Genomic DNA, 16,830 nt, shown 5'->3' with positions numbered 1-16,830 from the left:
TAAACAATTATCAATAAAATGGTCGTTTATCCTAATTCAAAGTCTATAACAGAGAGATTTTTTACTCATGGTTTTCTATTAAGGTTAATTTTGTCTCAAATAGAAACTTTAGTTTATATATTATAATGAGATACATAGTATCTTTAAATGGTTTTAGGTTCGCATTTCATCAAGTCTTGGCATACAATAGTTCGCAGTTTGTAATAGGCGCTTTGGTCTATGACATTAGAGCAGAGCGTGTGTAGTCAATCAAAGATGTAATCGACACAAGGAAATGTGATGAGTAACCCTCAGACCCCCTCTTCAGGGTCTAATCCGCCGACCTCGAACGTAAACCACGACAGTCAAGTACAAGGCAGTTATGTAGATTTGCATAAGCCCAGTTCTAGTTTCGACAGTCGTGATGCTTATTTAAACCATGAATTACAAATCATGCAGCCGAAACGTTGGCGTCCTAATTTACCATTCCGTGATTACCGTTTTGAATACGAAGATACTATTCCAGCAATGGCCGCGACCATTGGTAAAGTTGTTATGGTGGGCGCCATCGCAGCAACCTTTGCAGGTCCACTCGGCTTAGGTGATGCGTTTGTTTTAGAAAACGTGCGCTATGAGCTATTGATCGTCTCCTTTTTTATCATTCTATTTTCGGGCTTTCTACTGCCGACGGCCAACCTTGCAGGTACTCACGGCCCACTTATTCCTCTGATTCCTATTGTGGTAGCAGCTGGTGGACACCCGATGGCTTTTGGTTTGCTTATCGGAGCTTTTGGTCTGCTCCTCGCGATTAGTAAAGGTGGGAGTTTGCTGGCTAATTTGACCAGTAAGGGTGTGTGCGGTGGCCTCTTGATTTACTTGGGCTTTATCGGAACCACCTCACAGGTCAAAAATCTCTTTGCTTGGGCAGAAGGGATTGGCATGTCACATATCGCTTTCTTTATTATTCTGGCGACTATCCTGCTGTATGCATTGCTTGAACATTGGCAAAAACGCTGGCTCGCGGTTCCGCTAAGCTGTGTGTTAGGTGGTGGTCTTGCATTTGCATTGGGCGCACCTTTTGCGTTCAAAACAGCACCAGGTCTACCAAACATGAATCCAATGTATTGGTGGGGCGAAAACACAGGTTGGATGTTAGGTCTGCCGACGATTGAAAGCTTCATTGTAGTACTGCCGTTTGCTATTTTGGCCGTGGCAATGTGGTCGCCAGATTTCTTGGGCCATCAGGTGTTCCAAAAAATCAGCTATCCTAAGCGTACTGAAAAAGTGCTTATGGATATTGATGACACCATGACCAGTGCTTCATTTCGTCAGGTAGTCGGCTCTGTATTGGGTGGCGCCAACTTTGCGTCATCTTGGGGAACGTATATTGTTCCTGCGGCGATTGCTAAACGTCCAATTCCTGCCGGTGCTTTATTGACGGCTCTATTCTGTATTATCGCAGGAGTTTGGGGCTATCCGATGGATTTGGCCATTTGGCAGCCAGTGATGTGTGTGGCCTTGATCGTTGGGGTGTTTATTCCATTACTAGAAGCTGGTATGGAGATGACGCGTGAAGGTAAAACCACGCAGTCTGCTGCGATTGTGGTGTTTGCCTCTGCATTGGTGAATCCTGCCTTTGGTTGGTCGCTCACGTTGTTGCTTGATAACTTGGGCTTGATCGGCTCTAAAGAGCGTAGTGCTAATTTGACTAAGATGAGCCGCTGGATTATACCAGGTATTATGTTTGTGGTACTGACAGGCGTCATGGCTATCGTCGGTATGCTGCCAGGTATCCCAGCATTGATGGCTAACTTCCGTCATTAGTAGTATGTGATTGGATAAACGATAATAGAACAAACTAAGCCGGCGAAAGCTGGCTTTTTTATGGGTAGCGCTGCGATAATAATTGGCTTGTAAAACAATGACTCCCGCCCCATAACTAGCAGTATTACTAAGGTTTTTAAGAGCAATAAATTCTATGGTTAATGTCTCAGAATCGAGTCCTGTCGATGATAAAAAAGCCCGTCTTAAGCATCTGATTAAACGCCTGCCTAACTTGCCAGGGGTGTATAAGATGCTGGGTAAGAACGGCGATATATTATACGTTGGTAAAGCTAAGTCGCTAAAAAGCCGAGTAAATAGCTATGTTGCCAAGACGATTGATCATCCAAAGACGCGGGCGCTAGTGGCGCGGATTCATAATATTGAGACTATCATTACGCGTAGTGAGACCGAAGCGCTGTTGCTTGAACAGAATCTAATCAAAGAGCATCGTCCACCTTATAATGTGCTGCTGCGTGATGATAAATCCTATCTTTATGTATTTATCTCAGCCGATAAACCTTATCCACGTTTGGCTTACGGTCGCGGCAAAGGCAATCATCAAAAAGGTCGATTCTTTGGCCCGTTTCCCTCTGCACATGCGGCAAAAGAAACGTTGGTCTTGATGCAAAAGATGTTTCAAATGCGTCAATGTACCAATACCTTTTTTAAGCAGCGTCAACGTCCTTGCCTTGAGTATCAGATCAAACGTTGCCGTGCGCCCTGTGTCGGTTTGGTATCGCCAGAAGAGTACGCAGAAGATGTGAACAATACCATCCGTTTTTTAAAAGGCGACTCTAGTGACATCCATAGTACGCTGATTGAAAAGATGGAAGCGTCAGCTGAAGCGTTAGATTTTGAAAAGGCGGTATTTTATCGCGATCAGCTGTCCATGCTACGCGAAGTACAAGCAAGGCAAGCAGTCTACACAGTACAAGGTGAGGCAGATGTGATTGCGATTGCTAGTCAGGCTGGCATGACCTGTGTGAACGTGCTGACAGTACGTGGGGGGCGTGTGTTGGGTGGAAAAAATTATTTCCCAGATGTGGATAGTAGTGAGTCGTTAGCAGATAACTTATCGGCCTTCATTACGTCATTTTATTTCCAAGTGACCGATGATCTGCCAGCCGAAATCATATTAAGCCATCAGATACCAGATCAGGTGGCAGTGAGTGAAGCATTGGCAACGCATTTCGGTAATAAAGTAGTTATCAAGACCAATGTGCGTGAGCACCGTTCAGAGTGGCTGGACTTAGCTACACTAAATACTAGTAATGCACTAAAAACCAAGCTTGGCGATTATTTAGAGCTGCATGCACGCTTTGGTGCGCTAAAAGACGTGTTGGCGACTGTCACCGATCGGACGATTGATCGCATTGAATGTTTTGATATTTCACATACGATGGGTGAGGCGACCATCGGTAGCTGCGTGGTATTTGACCAAGGTGGCTCGCGCCGTCGCGATTACCGTCAGTATGCTATCCATGATATCCAAGGCGGCGATGACTATGCAGCGATGAAGCAAGTGCTGACCAGACGTTATAAGAAGCAGCCATTGCCGGATTTGCTATTGGTTGATGGTGGTAAAGGTCAGCTTGGTATTGCCAAAGAAGTATTAACTGAGTTGGGTATTCTTGGTGACACCTTGCTCATTAGTGTGGCAAAAGGGGAAGGGCGCAAGGCTGGGCTTGAGGTATTGCACTTTATCAATCATGAGCCGTTAGATCTACCGATGGATAGCAAAGCATTGCACTTGCTGATGCATATTCGCGATGAGGCGCATCGTTTTGCGATTACCGCTCACCGTAAAAAACGCGATAAGCGTCGCTCATCATCAGTGCTAGAGGTAATACCGGGACTGGGTGAGAAACGTCGTCGTGACTTGCTCAATCACTTTGGTGGTATGCAGCAGCTGTTAGGCGCTTCACAGCAGGAGTTGGCAGGCGTACAAGGTATCGGACCAGTACTCGCAAAGACGGTTTATAAAGTATTGCACGAGTAATGGATTAGATATTATCAAGCAGCAGTTTTTATTGGTTGTCTATAAATACGACTGTGTGGAGATTAAAAAAAGGGGCAGTCTTGGATAAGTAAAATTATCTAAGACTGCCCCTTTTTAATAGGCTTTTACTACTTATCAGTTTCTACTTTATAAGTGGTAAACTTAAAGCTTAAATCGCTTTTTTCATCGTGCATCTGCTCAGATTCGTTTGCTACTTTAAAGCGTTCTGGCAACTCAGGGTAAAAGGCATCGCCGTCTGCAATATCAGTATCTACATGAGTCAGCTCAATACGGTCGGTGTACATCAGAGCGTCACTAAATACTCGCTCGCCGCCAATCACCCAAATCGTATCAAGATGCGCGCCATGAGCAAGGCTAGCTGCTTGTGTCAGAGCATCATCTAAGTTATGTACCACATAAGCATTGCTACTATCTGCGAGACCATTTGTCTCAGCATAATCCATCTGTGTCGTGACAATGAAGCTCACACGCTTAGGTAATGGTTTACTACCCATTGACTCAAATGTCTTACGACCCATGATCACGATACCTTGAATCTTGCTATCATTTTCTTTGGTCGTCATGCTTTTGAAATGTTGCAAATCTGCTGAGATATGCCACGGTAGCTCATTGTTTTTGCCAATACAGCGATTGCTACTAATAGCAGCGATTTGGGCAACTTCGGTATGGGCATAGCTCATAATATATCCTTTTTATTGTATTCTTAAATTTTGCTCTTATTTAGCGTAGTTAACCAGACTAACTCTATACGGCAACTTTGGCTTTGATAGCAGGGTGCGACTCATAGTCATTGACGCTAATGTCTTCGTACTCAAATGCAAATATGTCTTTTACTTCAGGATTCAAAGACAATGTCGGCAGTTTATATAGCGAGCGAGTCAACTGTAACTCAGCCTGCTCACGGTGGTTTTGATAGATATGGCAATCACCACCTGTCCAAACAAACTCTCCAACTTCTAAACCACACACCTGCGCGATCATATGAGTCAATAGCGCATAGCTCGCAATGTTAAAAGGCACGCCTAGGAATAAGTCAGCCGAACGTTGATATAGCTGGCATGACAGCTTATTGTCTGCGACAAAGAACTGAAATAATGTATGACATGGTGGTAGGGCTACTTGCTCTGCTTCACCTGGATTCCAGCCAGAGACAATCAAACGGCGCGAATTCGGATTGGTCTTTATCTGTTCAACGACCTGTGCGATTTGATCGACGCCATCAGCGTTATAACTGGCATCTTCGTTTTTGGTCGCACCATAGTTACGCCATTGATGCCCATAGATAGGACCCAAATCGCCAGCAGGTCTGTTAAAGCGCGCGGTCTGTTCTGCTGTCGCCCACTCATTCCAGATACGAACGTTATTCTGTTGGAGATAATCGACATGAGTGCTGCCACTTAAAAACCATAATAGCTCATAAGCGATAGATTTAAAGTGAACTTTTTTGGTCGTTAGCAGTGGAAAGCCGTCTGCTAAGTCAAAGCGTAGCTGCGCGCCGAAATGGCTAAGCGTACCGGTGCCAGTACGATCACCTTTTTCGGTGCCATTGTCGAGAACGTGGCGTAGCAAATCTAAATAGCCTTGCTCGTTATTACTTTGGATGCCATTGATCATAAAATGCTCTTTAGTTACTGCTGACAGCACATACAGGCTAGATGAATAGTCGATATATACACTGTCATTATTGAAAGTATTGCTAGGATAAGCGTTTTGACAGCTTATCCTATTTTAAGTCATCAACCTTTATCACAAAAGGGTAGGCTTAATAAGCAGCTTGCTTACCCCAGTCGTAGATGCCGCGTTTATAGGCATAACCGATCAAGAACAGACCGATAATTATCATTGGGGCGCTTAGTATCTGACCTTTGGTCATCCAACCTAGCAAGATGAATCCTTGGTCGATGTCTGGCTGGCGGAAGAACTCAATGATGAAACGGCTAAAGCCATAACCAAGCATAAAGACACCGGTCACTGCCATACGAGGACGGGGCTTTGATGAGTACCACCACAAGAATAGAAATAACAGCAGACCTTCTGCAAGGGCTTCATACAGTTGCGACGGGTGACGAGGCAACAGGTACTGACCGTTGACTTCAGTCATAAGGTCTTGTAGCGCAGGGTTAGCTTGTAGCTGCTGCATATCAACACTAGCGGCCTGCGGGAAGTAGGTCAACCAGTTATAGCCACCGTCAGAGACGCGGCCCCATAGCTCGGCATTGATATAGTTACCAATACGTCCGAACAATAAACCAGTTGGTACGCAGGGAACAACAAAATCGAGCACTTGGAAAGGTGTCTTTTTATATTTGCGGGCAAAATACAGCATACCCAACATGACACCAATCAGGCCGCCATGGAATGACATGCCTCCTTCCCAGACCTTGAACAGATAAGCAGGGTTTTGGAGTAGCTCACCGAACTGATAAAACAATACATAGCCGACACGGCCACCTAATATCACACCAAGTGCGCCAAAGAACACTAGGTCTGAGACCATATCTGTCGTCCAGCCTTCACACTTGGTACTGCGATACCATGCCAGTCCGTAGGCGGCGGCAAATGCCAACAAATACATCAGCCCATACCAATGGACTTCGACAGGTCCAACTGCTAATGCTACAGGATCGTACTGAGGATGAATCATCATAAGGGCATCATAATATTGATAATAAAATGCTGACTATAATAGCAAATTTCGTTCGCTGGGCATACATAATTGCTATGACGCCAATCATAGTGTATGAGTGATTTGAGTTTTTTAGATGGTACAGAATGTATAGGCTAAGAGGCAAAAAAGATAAGACGTGAGGTAAAAAAGTGACTTTAATTAGAGAGTGTTTTCGTGATGATATGTAATCTTGGTAGCTAGCAGCTTGAGATAAAAGTGCCATTTTTAGCATTATCGAGCGTTCACTACCAATTTGTATTATTACACCTATTATTAAAAGAAATTAGATGGCGACCAGATCTTGTACTTTGTTTTCGACCATCGTATCGCCTGCGCCTTGTGAGACTACCTTGCCGCGTGATAGTACCGTGTAATTGTCAGCAAGCTCTTCGGCAAACTCATAGAATTGCTCAACCAGTACAATGGCCATGTCACCTTTATCTGCTAGGTCACGCAGGACTCGGCCAATGTCTTTAATGATAGAGGGCTGAATACCTTCAGTTGGCTCGTCTAAAATTAACACAGTCGGTTCGGAGGCTAAGGCGCGTGCAATGGCAAGTTGCTGCTGCTGACCACCAGACAAATCACCGCCACGACGATGTTTCATCTCATCGAGTACGGGAAAAATATCATACAGATGCTTAGGTACGTGTTTGGCCTTACTGCGTGAAAACTTTGCCATACCAATTAATATGTTCTCTTCTACCGTCAGTGTCGAAAAAATATCGCGTCCTTGTGGTACATAAGCCAAACCTGCTCGGACACGTTGCTCTGGAGACATCTTGCTGATATCTTTATCATTGAGCAAAATCTCTCCTGATTTAATCGGTAGTATCCCCATCAGGCACTTAAGTAGCGTAGTTTTGCCCACGCCATTACGTCCAAGTACCACGCTGCATGCGCCTACAGGTGCTGTAAACGAGACATCTCGTAAAATATGACTGCCGCCGTAATACTGGTTGATATCGTTCACTTGTAACATGGCTGTCTCCTAAACTCTAAAACTTTTCTAATATTTTAAAGGGAATGTTCGTTTGGCTCGTCTAGATGATACGTTTAGCTATCGACCTAAGTAGGACTCAATCACTGCTTCATTGGCTTGCACTTCCGCTAACGTACCTTCGGCCAAAATCGCCCCTTGTGCCAATACTGTGACTTTTTCACTGATAGCATCGATAAAGGTCATGTCATGCTCAACTACTACTAAGGTATGGTTCTTTTTAAGACGTAGACACAGCTCAGCGGTATGTTCAGTTTCTGCATCAGTCATACCGGCCACAGGCTCATCAAGCAGAATTAGCTTGGGGCTTTGCATCAAAAGCATGCCAATCTCTAGCCATTGTTTTTGCCCATGTGAGAGCAAGCCAGCTGGCTTGTTGATTTTGTCTGTCAGACGAATTTGTTGTAGGGTCGCGTCGAGAGTATCGCGAGTATCGGCATTGAGTTTGTTGAATAAGCTCTTGACCACACGTTTGTCTTTCGGCGCAGCAAGTAACAGATTATCCATTACGGTAAAATTTTCAAAGACAGTAGGTTTTTGAAACTTACGGCCGATACCTGCTTCAGCGATTTGTTCGGTAGATAAGCTGGCAAGGTTATGAGTCTGACCAAAAAACACGCTGCCTTCCGTAGGGCGGGTTTTACCCGTAATGACATCCATTAGTGTGGTTTTACCAGCGCCATTTGGGCCGATGATACAGCGTAGCTCGCCTTCTTCGATATAGAGCGACAAATTATTGAGTGCGCGAAACGAATCAAACCAAACGCTCACATCTTCTAAGTACAGAGCAATACCATGGCTAAAGTCGACGCCAGATTTTTTGGGATGACTGAGACCGTCACGTCCATCAGTATGATCATATTCAGACAGCGCCTTAGTCGATTGTTCGGTCGATGGTGATTTATCATTTAGCATTATTGTTTCTCCTTTTTGAATCGATCGAACAAGCCCATAATGCCATTGGGTAAAAACAACGTCACGACGACGAATAGTCCGCCTAATATCAGTAGCCAAAACTCAGGGTAGGCGACGGTAAAGTAGGTTTTCACAGCATTGACCACACCAGTTCCTAAAATCGCGCCAATTAAGCTTCCTCTACCACCAGTCGCTACCCAGACGGCTATCTCAATTGAGTTCACTGGGTTCATCTCACTCGGATTGATAATACCTACCTGCGGCACGTATAGTGCCCCCGCGATACCAGCTATGACAGCGGATAATACCCAAGCGGATAACTTGTACCACAACGTACGGTAGCCTAGATACTGCAGGCGGTTCTCGCTGTCACGAATGGCACCGAGGACTCGACCATACGGCTGATTCATTAAATGACGTAAACCCATATAAGAGATTAACAATGCTAAGGCTGTGACAAAGCACAGCATTGAGCGGGTAGAGGCAGCAGTAATGTCATAGCCGAGAAGGGTAGTAAAACCAGTAAAGCCATTGTTACCACCGAAGCCTGTCTCATTACGGAAGAATAGCAAGGCTGCTGCATAGACCATGGCTTGAGTAATGATAGAAAAATAAACGCCTTTAATTTTTGAGCGAAAGGCAAAGAAACCAAAGAGAAAAGCAACCAAGCCAGGCACTAATACAACCAGTGCGACTGCCCACCAAAAATGCTGCGTGCCAGCCCAATACCATGGTATTTCAGTCCAGCTCAAAAAGCGCATAAAATCAGGAAGCGCATCGCCTGCTGTCTCACGTGTTAGGTACATGCCAAACGCATAACCACCTAACGCAAAATACAAGCCATGCCCTAAGCTTAAGATGCCAGCATAGCCCCATACGAGATCTAGTGCCAAAGCCACCATCGCTAGCGCCATGATTTTGCCAATCAAGGTAATCCAGTAGGCTGAAAGGTGAAAGGCTGAGGTCTCTGGCATAAGATGTAGCCAAGGCAGTATGAGTAGTATGGCAAAACATAAGCCAATTAAAACAGCACTACGCGGCGTATCAGACAGTAATTTGGTCAGTATCATAGGAGTCTCCTTATTCGACAAAGCGGCCTTTGAGTGCAAATAAACCTTGTGGCCGTTTCTGAATAAACAGAATCACAAGAACCAACAACACAATCTTTGCCAATACCGCACCTATACCAATCTCAAGTACCGTACCGCTCACACCAAGTCCCAAGGCGGCTAGTACAGCGCCCCATACTTGGCCGACCCCACCAACGACGACGACCAAAAACGTATCAATGATATACGTTTGACCCAGATCAGGACCTACGTTACCTACTTGAGCAAGGGCACAGCCAGCCATACCAGCCAGACCAGAGCCCAAACCAAATGCCATCATATCGATACGTGCAGAAGGGATACCGACAGCACGTGCCATTTGGCGGTTTTGGGTGACGGCTCGTATAAACAATCCAAAGCGGGTTTTGTTGAGTAAGTACACCAGTAGCGCCACGACAATGACGGTAAAACCAATAATGGCGATACGGTTATAAGGTAGTACAAGGCTGGATGACACTTGATATGCGCCGCTAAGCCATGCCACGTTACTAACTTCAACGTTCTGCGCACCAAAAATCATCCGCACCAGTTGCATCAATATTAAGCTCACCCCAAATGTTGCCAGCAATGTCTCTAGCTCACGACCATATAGTGGGCGAATGACAATGCGCTCAATAATCATGCCGATGACAGCGCTGACTAAAAAAGCAGCCGGAATAGCAGCAAGCAAATACCAACCTGCCATATCTGGCATATAAGCTTGAAAGAAGTTTTGCACCATATAAGTGGTATAAGCCCCAATCATAATCAGCTCACCATGCGCCATATTAATCACGCCAAGTAAGCCAAAGGTAATGGCAAGGCCAAGAGCCGCTAGCAGTAAAATACTGGCGGTACTCATACCGGTGAAAATATGACCCGTCCATGTGCTTATTTCAATACGCCGTGACACACTGGATTCAGCATCGATAAGCGCCGCTTTAAGCGAGGCATCTAAGCCATCAGCCGCGAGAGCAGATTCAATATCGACCAAAACTTGTGGGTTATCACTATCAGCGAGTAGGTGCACAGCTGCAATCTGAGTGGGTAGGTCGCCGTTTTTGAAATCAATACGAGCTTGTAACGCAGTTAGTGCCTTTTTGACTTTAGTATTGTCTTCATTTTCCGCTGCTGTTGTAATAATGGCTGGATCTACTTGATCAATGTTGTTGGCCAAAATGTCCACAGCTTGTAGGCGCTGTGCTGGCTTATCAGATGCTAGCTTTACCTTAGCCTGTCCAAAGATGAGCGCCGAGCGTAGCGCATTGGTCAAGGTGATTTGTGATAAATCACTAGGCCAGTCAGCTGTCTCTTCTTTATTAGGATAGGTAAATAGCTGATCATCTTTATTAAGCAAATAAGTTTGCCCACCGTTACCTTGATATAGCTCATCATTGGCAATGAACTCAACCAAGCTATCTAGACTCTCAACCGATCCAGGCCAGTCACTTAACATGGTTTGGCGCTTACTAAAATCGCCAGCTACAAATTGTTGAATGGCATCGCCTGAGTTTATAGAGGTTGCTGTTGAGGTACTGGCTTGAGTAGAAGTGGTTGCGTTGACAGGTGTGACCTGTGATGGCTCACTATGAGTAGTATTCGTATCATGATTATGTGCTGGGCCATCATGGTCAGCATATGCAGAAGTGGTAAAAATCGTTATAAATAATGCAGTCAGAGCAAGTAGCCGCATAGGTATAGATATTGAAAAAATCGCAGCGTGCCTCATTAACCCGCTCGTTGATGCTTGCTGATCATTACCATTCTTAGATGATATTTGCCCTGCAAAGGGGCATAAAGTATGGTGCTGCATGTGCGGCTCCCTGTTTTTCACAGACAACAAACCCTTAGCCACTACTGCCTAGCGTACTAAGCGATAGAAGAGTTGGTAAGGTTTGACGTTATTTAAAAGTTAAGAATAAGTGTTGAAAATAAATGTGGAGAGTAGGCGTTAGGACGGTTATTGGTGTCGTTTATCCATCCGCTTACTATTCAATTACTATCCACGTGCTTTTCAGTACCGCTTTATTTGTAGAACGAGTTATTTAGGAATGTACTCGCTCCATGGCTGGGCTTGGATAACTTCTGGCGTTTTGAAAATCGTATCAAACTGTCCGTCGGCACGAATTTGACCAATCATGACAGGCTTCCATAGGTGATGGTTTTCTTCATCCATTTTTAATGTATAGCCAGAAGGTGCATCGAACGTTTGTCCCGCCATGCTGATACGCACTTTGTCGACATCAGTCGTACCTGCTTTTTCGACAGCTTGCTTCCACATGTTGATACCGACATAAGTAGCTTCCATTGGATCATTGGTCACGACTTTTTCAGCATTTGGTAGTTTTTGGTCCAATGCATACTGCTTATAGCGTTTGGTGAAGGCACTGTTGGTTGGGTTTTTGATCGACATAAAGTAGTTCCACGCCGCCAAATGCCCTTGTAACAGACTGGTATCGATACCGCGTAGCTCTTCTTCACCAACTGAGAATGCCATGACTGGAATATCTGACGCTTTGATACCTTGGTTCGCTAGTTCACGATAGAACGGAACGTTTGAGTCGCCATTGATGGTCGAGATAACCGCGGTCTTTTTGCCCGTTGAGAACTTTTTAACGTTAGATACGATGGTTTGATAATTGCTGAAACCAAATGGTGTGTACTCTTCCATGATGTCTGCATCAGCCACGCCTTTTGATTTCAAAAACGCCTTTAAAATCTGGTTGGTGGTGCGTGGATAAACGTAATCAGTACCTAACAATACAAAGCGCTCTGCACCGCCGCCTTCTTCACTCATCAAGTACTCTACTGCTGGAATAGCTTGTTGATTTGGCGCCGCACCCGTGTAAAAGATATTTTCTGATTGCTCTTGTCCTTCGTACTGCACTGGATAGAACATCAATCCGTTTAACTCTTCAACCACTGGCAGTACTGATTTGCGTGATACCGAGGTCCAACCACCAAAGATGACATCTACTTTATCTTGAGTGAGTAGCTGACGGGCTTTTTCAGCGAATAATGGCCAATCAGAAGCAGGGTCGACGACGACTGGTTCGAGTTGCTTACCGAGCACACCGCCATTGGCATTGATTTCATCAATCGTCATCAATGCAGTATCTTTTAGAGAGGTTTCAGAGATGGCCATGGTGCCAGACAGCGAATGTAGTATGCCGACTTTGATAGTGTCGCCATCAGCAGCAGGCTCGGTGGTTGTTTCTGTGCTGGTTTCAGTGGTTGTCTCTGTTGATGCTGCAGTTTCGGCAGGTTTTTGACAACCTATAAGGCTTAAGCTGCCAACAACGGCCACCGCTAGTAACGAAAAACGTGATTTTATTTTTCCGTGTGATTGAGGGTCTGCTACTTGAGTATTGGCTAAAATTGGTAACGAAAACATGGACATCTCCTAATACATACAAAAGGTAAAATAATGTTTCTGAACACCTATTAAGAGTTCAAGTTCCGTGCCAAGTTAAAAAAGCCAATAATCGAGTAATAATTGAGCAATAATTAAGTTCTGATTAATATATTCATTAATTTAGTGCAGGATGGTAAATAAATTGCACCATAAAGGGGAAATGAACAAAAAAATGGTGCAATATCAAAAACCAAATTTTTAAAATTGAATAGCTATCATATGAAGAGATTTATCGCTAAAGGCGCTGTTTACTAAAAATGCTGTCTACCAAAAGCATTTATTGCCAAAGACCTGTAAAACGGCTACGGTAATATCTCTAAGATAGTTACTATTTTGCGCGTTGAGCCAATGCGTGGCTGCCATGATGGATTTTATTGCTAAGGAATGATGTATGAACGCACAATTAACGGATTCGTCTGTCTCAACAGACCATGGCAGCGTATTACCGCCACTTAACCAAATGACTAGATTTGCTATCCTGCCATTTGTACTTAGTAGTAGTGCTATTTTGGGATTGTCTTCGGCGCAAGCGGCCACCAGTAGTGTCGAGCAAGTGACCATTTATTAGGGGCTGGCGAGCGTGACGCGCGCATTGCCAATCAAAGATAGAGGTGAGCAAATGGTGGTGTTTTCGTGCTTGTCACCTTATATAGATAAAGAAAGTCTAAGTGTACAAGCGACGAGTAATGTTAGCGTTGGGGAAGTTAGTATTGAAGAGTTGACAGGTGAGCAGGCAGCCCAGTGCCAATATCAAGGTGACGCCAAAGTACAGACCCAACAAAATACCCTAGCCAATATCAATGCTGAATTAGAAGCAGCACGGTTAGCAAAGGCCTACTTGCAGAATTTGACCAAAGCCACGCAAGTCAATACAGATAGTACGATTGCCAATAATGCCCGCGATATAGAAACTCAAGCGACCAGTATTAACCAAAGAATTTTAGAGATTCAACAGCGACAAGCGCGTGCTCAAGATGCACTTAATCAGCTTATGTCAGGCAGCGCGACATCGACCTTTAACAAGGTGACACAGGTGAGTATACGTACGGCAAGTCGCTCGCCAAGTAGTATTAAGTTGCATTATCAAGTGCAAGGTGCAGGTTGGGAGCCTGCGTATCAAGCTCGCCTAAACACAAACAGTGAGCAGTTAAGTATCACAGCTTCTGCGATTATCGCTCAGCAAACTGGCGAGAACTGGACAAACGTACCACTGATACTTAGTACCGTTAATCCTAACCAAAGTACGACGGGGCAATTGCCGTATGTGCATCGTCTGTCATTGTATGAAGAGAGCGAAGATACTCGAGTAAGACGTGAGCTACTTATGATGGATGCGTCTCCTGTTATGATGGAAGAGCCTACTTATAACAAAGGAGCAGGGGCAGCTATGGCACCGCTACCTAATTTTACGGTCAGTAGCCAAAATAAAAATGGCATTATTGAGTATCGTTTACCGCAGTTGGTTAGTATTCCAAGTGACGGGAGACGCGTACGCACAGTGATTGGCGAGCAGGCAGGTAACAGTAAGCTCTGGATTCGTAGTACGCCAAGTGTTGAGACTGCTGCCTACTGGTATGCGTCAGCGCCGTTTTTGACGCCAGACTGGGTCGATGGTTCGCTACAGCTGTACCGTGATGACAACTATGTAGGTCAATCGCGTTATAATTATCAAGTGCTAAAAGAGCAGGGGATTGGATTTGGTCGTGACTCAAATATGCTCGTAAAAGAGCTGACCAATGAAGATAAGCAAGGTGAAAAAGGTGTGCTAAACCGTACGCAAACACTGACGACCACCAAAGCATATCAGTTTACCAATCAGCACAATCGTAGCGTACGCTTGCAAGTACTGGGCAGTGAGCCTATCAGTCGTGACGATAGTTTAAAAGTTGCGGTGACGCATACGCCGCCTGTGACTGAGCGAGATTGGAATGACAATCAAGGTATGGTGGCGTGGGAGTTTGACTTACCAAGTAAACAATCACAAGTAATACGTTCAACCTCCCAGATTATTTATCCTGCCAATAAATTGCTGACTGGCAATTAATAATTACTGCCTGTAAGTGCTACCTTATTAATAGGTAAAGTCTGAAATAATATTTTTGCCTTTATTAAAAATTACTCGCATAACGAAAATTATTATAAAAGGAAAGCTATGTGTATTGTCGCTATTGCTTGGCAATTATTTGATGAGTTACCGCTAGTACTACTGTCTAACCGTGATGAGTTTTTGCAGCGCCCAACTGAGCCGCTTCACCAGTGGTCTGACCAACCTATTTATGCTGGACGCGATAAGCAAAGCGGTGGCACGTGGTTAGGCATTCATCAGCAAGCGTCGCCAGCGCAGAGTCCAGAGTATTATGAACAAAATGGTCGTTGGGCTGCGGTGTTGAATTTTCGTGATGGAGTGCAAGCAAGCAGTGATGAGCGCTCACGTGGTGCATTGGTTACCGAGTTTCTAACGGGGACTTTAAGTCCGATGGATTTTGCACGGCAGATTGATTTGCAGGATTATGCGGGTTTTAATCTGATCATTGGTGACGCTGCGCAAGCTGTAATCGTCAATAATCGCGGTCATGCACCCACGCCATTATATGCAGGTCTACATGTTATCTCTAATGGTCAACCAGAGGCCAGCTGGTTTAAGACAGAGCGGTTGCGCGGGCGACTACGTCAAGAAGTGCTGCCATTGATTGCAGAGGATAGCTCACCTGCGTACTGGCAAGCGGCGGCTTTTAACGTTTTGTCAGATAGTACCAAAGCACCAGAAGATAAATTGCCTGTTACTGGCGTGGCATTTGAAGTGGAGCAAATGCTATCGTCTGTTTATATTGAACCCGTCGCTTTTGGCGATACTGAAACTAGCAAACCTACTTATGGTACCCGCACTCAAAGCATTTTAACGTTGCGCAAAGAGAGAGATAAGGGAGCGAACTACACGGCTGACATTGTTAGTCGAGAGTTTGATAGTCACTAACAATGACTGTTAGTAGATAATAAAAAAACACCCACGGTAATTGCTAACATTCTAGCTACTATCGTGGGTGTTTTGCATCGTACTATTAAGTAACTCATTACATAAGCAAATGATTATTTTGCTCAGGAATGATCAGCTCTTGCTTTAGCGGGAGTTCGCGTACCAATTCTTGCAAGGCACGACGATAAACGCCTCGTTTAAAGTGAATCACTTGTCCGAGTGGATACCAGTAGCTGACCCATTGCCAATGGTCAAATTCAGGTTTCCCTTCGTCAAAGCGGATATGTTGGGTATTTGGCTCATCTAAGCGTAGCAAAAACCATTTTTGTTTTTGCCCAATACATAAGGGATGCTGACCATGACGTACATAACGTTTTGGCAAACGATAGCGCAACCAGTCTTGCGTGACTGCCAATAAGTCTACGTGACGCGGATGTAAGCCGACCTCTTCCCAGAGCTCGCGATACATTGCATCCATCGGCGTTTCCCCGCGGTCGATACCACCCTGCGGAAATTGCCAAGCGTTGTGACCAATACGTTTTGCCCACAGAACCTGCCCTTGTGTATTTGCCAAGATGATGCCGACGTTGGCGCGAAAGCCGTCTGCATCTATCATGACTAAACCTTTTAATTTGTTTAAAAATAGCTTGTTTTGACTTGAAACCGTGACAGCAATCGTAATTATTATAAGGTGATTGTTATCGATATCCGCTCAAAACAAGATTCATTACCGTTATTAAACCAAGAAACAAGCAAAATGTGTAACAGTATTTTGCTATAAAATGTTTCACGAGTTTTACCTTTTAAAATCAACTATTTACAAGCAAACTTTTGTAGGTTTTTTATACGGAGTTTTTAGGCAAGTGTTGAAGAGTAGTAATAGGCGTATAGATATACAATTATTCAGTAAACTATCGAAGTCCACTATTTCGATATGTATAAAGTGA

General features: G+C 44.5%; 14 protein-coding genes. 5 read left to right on the top strand and 9 right to left on the bottom strand.

Annotation, left to right across the window (positions count from 1 at the left end; all coding sequences use genetic code 11):
* Positions 1–279 precede the first annotated feature (279 nt).
* Entirely contained in the window at positions 280–1,803 is a 1,524-nt protein-coding gene (locus ACS8FA_RS14110) for a DUF3360 family protein (RefSeq protein ID WP_165598203.1), read from the top strand.
* Between the two features lie 154 nt (positions 1,804–1,957).
* Entirely contained in the window at positions 1,958–3,802 is a 1,845-nt protein-coding gene (gene uvrC, locus ACS8FA_RS14105) for an excinuclease ABC subunit UvrC (protein WP_439264437.1), read from the top strand.
* 128 nt (positions 3,803–3,930) lie between these two features.
* On the opposite strand, the gene ACS8FA_RS14100 is transcribed toward uvrC, so the two are convergent.
* The 8 genes from ACS8FA_RS14100 to urtA all read right to left on the bottom strand — a co-directional run bounded on the left by ACS8FA_RS14100 (position 3,931) and on the right by urtA (position 12,888).
* The gene (locus ACS8FA_RS14100) at positions 3,931–4,503 is read right to left on the bottom strand and encodes a dihydrofolate reductase (RefSeq protein WP_439264439.1); all 573 of its coding nucleotides are present in this window, start codon (positions 4,501–4,503) and stop codon (positions 3,931–3,933) included.
* A 64-nt stretch (positions 4,504–4,567) separates the two neighbouring features.
* A complete protein-coding gene (locus tag ACS8FA_RS14095; protein WP_057761971.1) occupies positions 4,568–5,437 on the bottom strand; it encodes a thymidylate synthase in 870 nt (289 codons plus the stop codon).
* A 148-nt stretch (positions 5,438–5,585) separates the two neighbouring features.
* Positions 5,586–6,470: a prolipoprotein diacylglyceryl transferase gene (gene lgt, locus ACS8FA_RS14090; RefSeq protein WP_439264442.1), complete on the bottom strand. Its 885-nt coding sequence runs from the start codon at positions 6,468–6,470 to the stop codon at positions 5,586–5,588.
* Between the two features lie 304 nt (positions 6,471–6,774).
* Positions 6,775–7,473 carry an urea ABC transporter ATP-binding subunit UrtE gene (urtE, locus tag ACS8FA_RS14085; protein WP_057761967.1) on the bottom strand — a complete coding sequence of 233 codons (699 nt, stop codon included), beginning with the start codon at positions 7,471–7,473 and terminating at the stop codon, positions 6,775–6,777.
* 78 nt (positions 7,474–7,551) lie between these two features.
* Positions 7,552–8,361 (bottom strand): urea ABC transporter ATP-binding protein UrtD, encoded by an 810-nt coding sequence (gene urtD, locus ACS8FA_RS14080; RefSeq protein ID WP_339343442.1) that lies wholly within the window; start codon positions 8,359–8,361, stop codon positions 7,552–7,554.
* A gap of 44 nt (positions 8,362–8,405) precedes the next feature.
* A complete protein-coding gene (urtC, locus tag ACS8FA_RS14075; RefSeq protein ID WP_439264444.1) occupies positions 8,406–9,476 on the bottom strand; it encodes an urea ABC transporter permease subunit UrtC in 1,071 nt (356 codons plus the stop codon).
* 10 nt (positions 9,477–9,486) lie between these two features.
* Positions 9,487–11,307, bottom strand: coding sequence for an urea ABC transporter permease subunit UrtB (gene urtB / locus ACS8FA_RS14070; protein ID WP_439264446.1), 1,821 nt, complete (start codon positions 11,305–11,307; stop codon positions 9,487–9,489).
* A gap of 228 nt (positions 11,308–11,535) precedes the next feature.
* Entirely contained in the window at positions 11,536–12,888 is a 1,353-nt protein-coding gene (gene urtA / locus ACS8FA_RS14065; RefSeq protein ID WP_439264448.1) for an urea ABC transporter substrate-binding protein, read from the bottom strand.
* A 412-nt stretch (positions 12,889–13,300) separates the two neighbouring features.
* On the opposite strand from urtA, the gene ACS8FA_RS14060 reads away from it, so the two are divergent.
* The 3 genes from ACS8FA_RS14060 to ACS8FA_RS14050 all read left to right on the top strand — a co-directional run bounded on the left by ACS8FA_RS14060 (position 13,301) and on the right by ACS8FA_RS14050 (position 15,883).
* The gene (locus tag ACS8FA_RS14060) at positions 13,301–13,477 is read left to right on the top strand and encodes a hypothetical protein (RefSeq protein ID WP_439264450.1); all 177 of its coding nucleotides are present in this window, start codon (positions 13,301–13,303) and stop codon (positions 13,475–13,477) included.
* A gap of 12 nt (positions 13,478–13,489) precedes the next feature.
* A complete protein-coding gene (locus tag ACS8FA_RS14055) occupies positions 13,490–14,953 on the top strand; it encodes a DUF4139 domain-containing protein (RefSeq protein ID WP_439264452.1) in 1,464 nt (487 codons plus the stop codon).
* Positions 14,954–15,061: 108 nt separating this feature from the next.
* Positions 15,062–15,883: an NRDE family protein gene (locus ACS8FA_RS14050; RefSeq protein WP_439264454.1), complete on the top strand. Its 822-nt coding sequence runs from the start codon at positions 15,062–15,064 to the stop codon at positions 15,881–15,883.
* Between the two features lie 97 nt (positions 15,884–15,980).
* On the opposite strand, the gene ACS8FA_RS14045 is transcribed toward ACS8FA_RS14050, so the two are convergent.
* Entirely contained in the window at positions 15,981–16,499 is a 519-nt protein-coding gene (locus ACS8FA_RS14045; protein WP_057761956.1) for an RNA pyrophosphohydrolase, read from the bottom strand.
* Positions 16,500–16,830: the final 331 nt, after the last annotated feature.

This window comes from Psychrobacter sp. 1Y1 (assembly GCF_051847395.2).
In the GTDB taxonomy this organism is placed as follows: domain Bacteria; phylum Pseudomonadota; class Gammaproteobacteria; order Pseudomonadales; family Moraxellaceae; genus Psychrobacter.
Note: the sequence above shows the minus strand (reverse complement) of the source record. Positions and strands in the feature narration are given on the sequence as shown.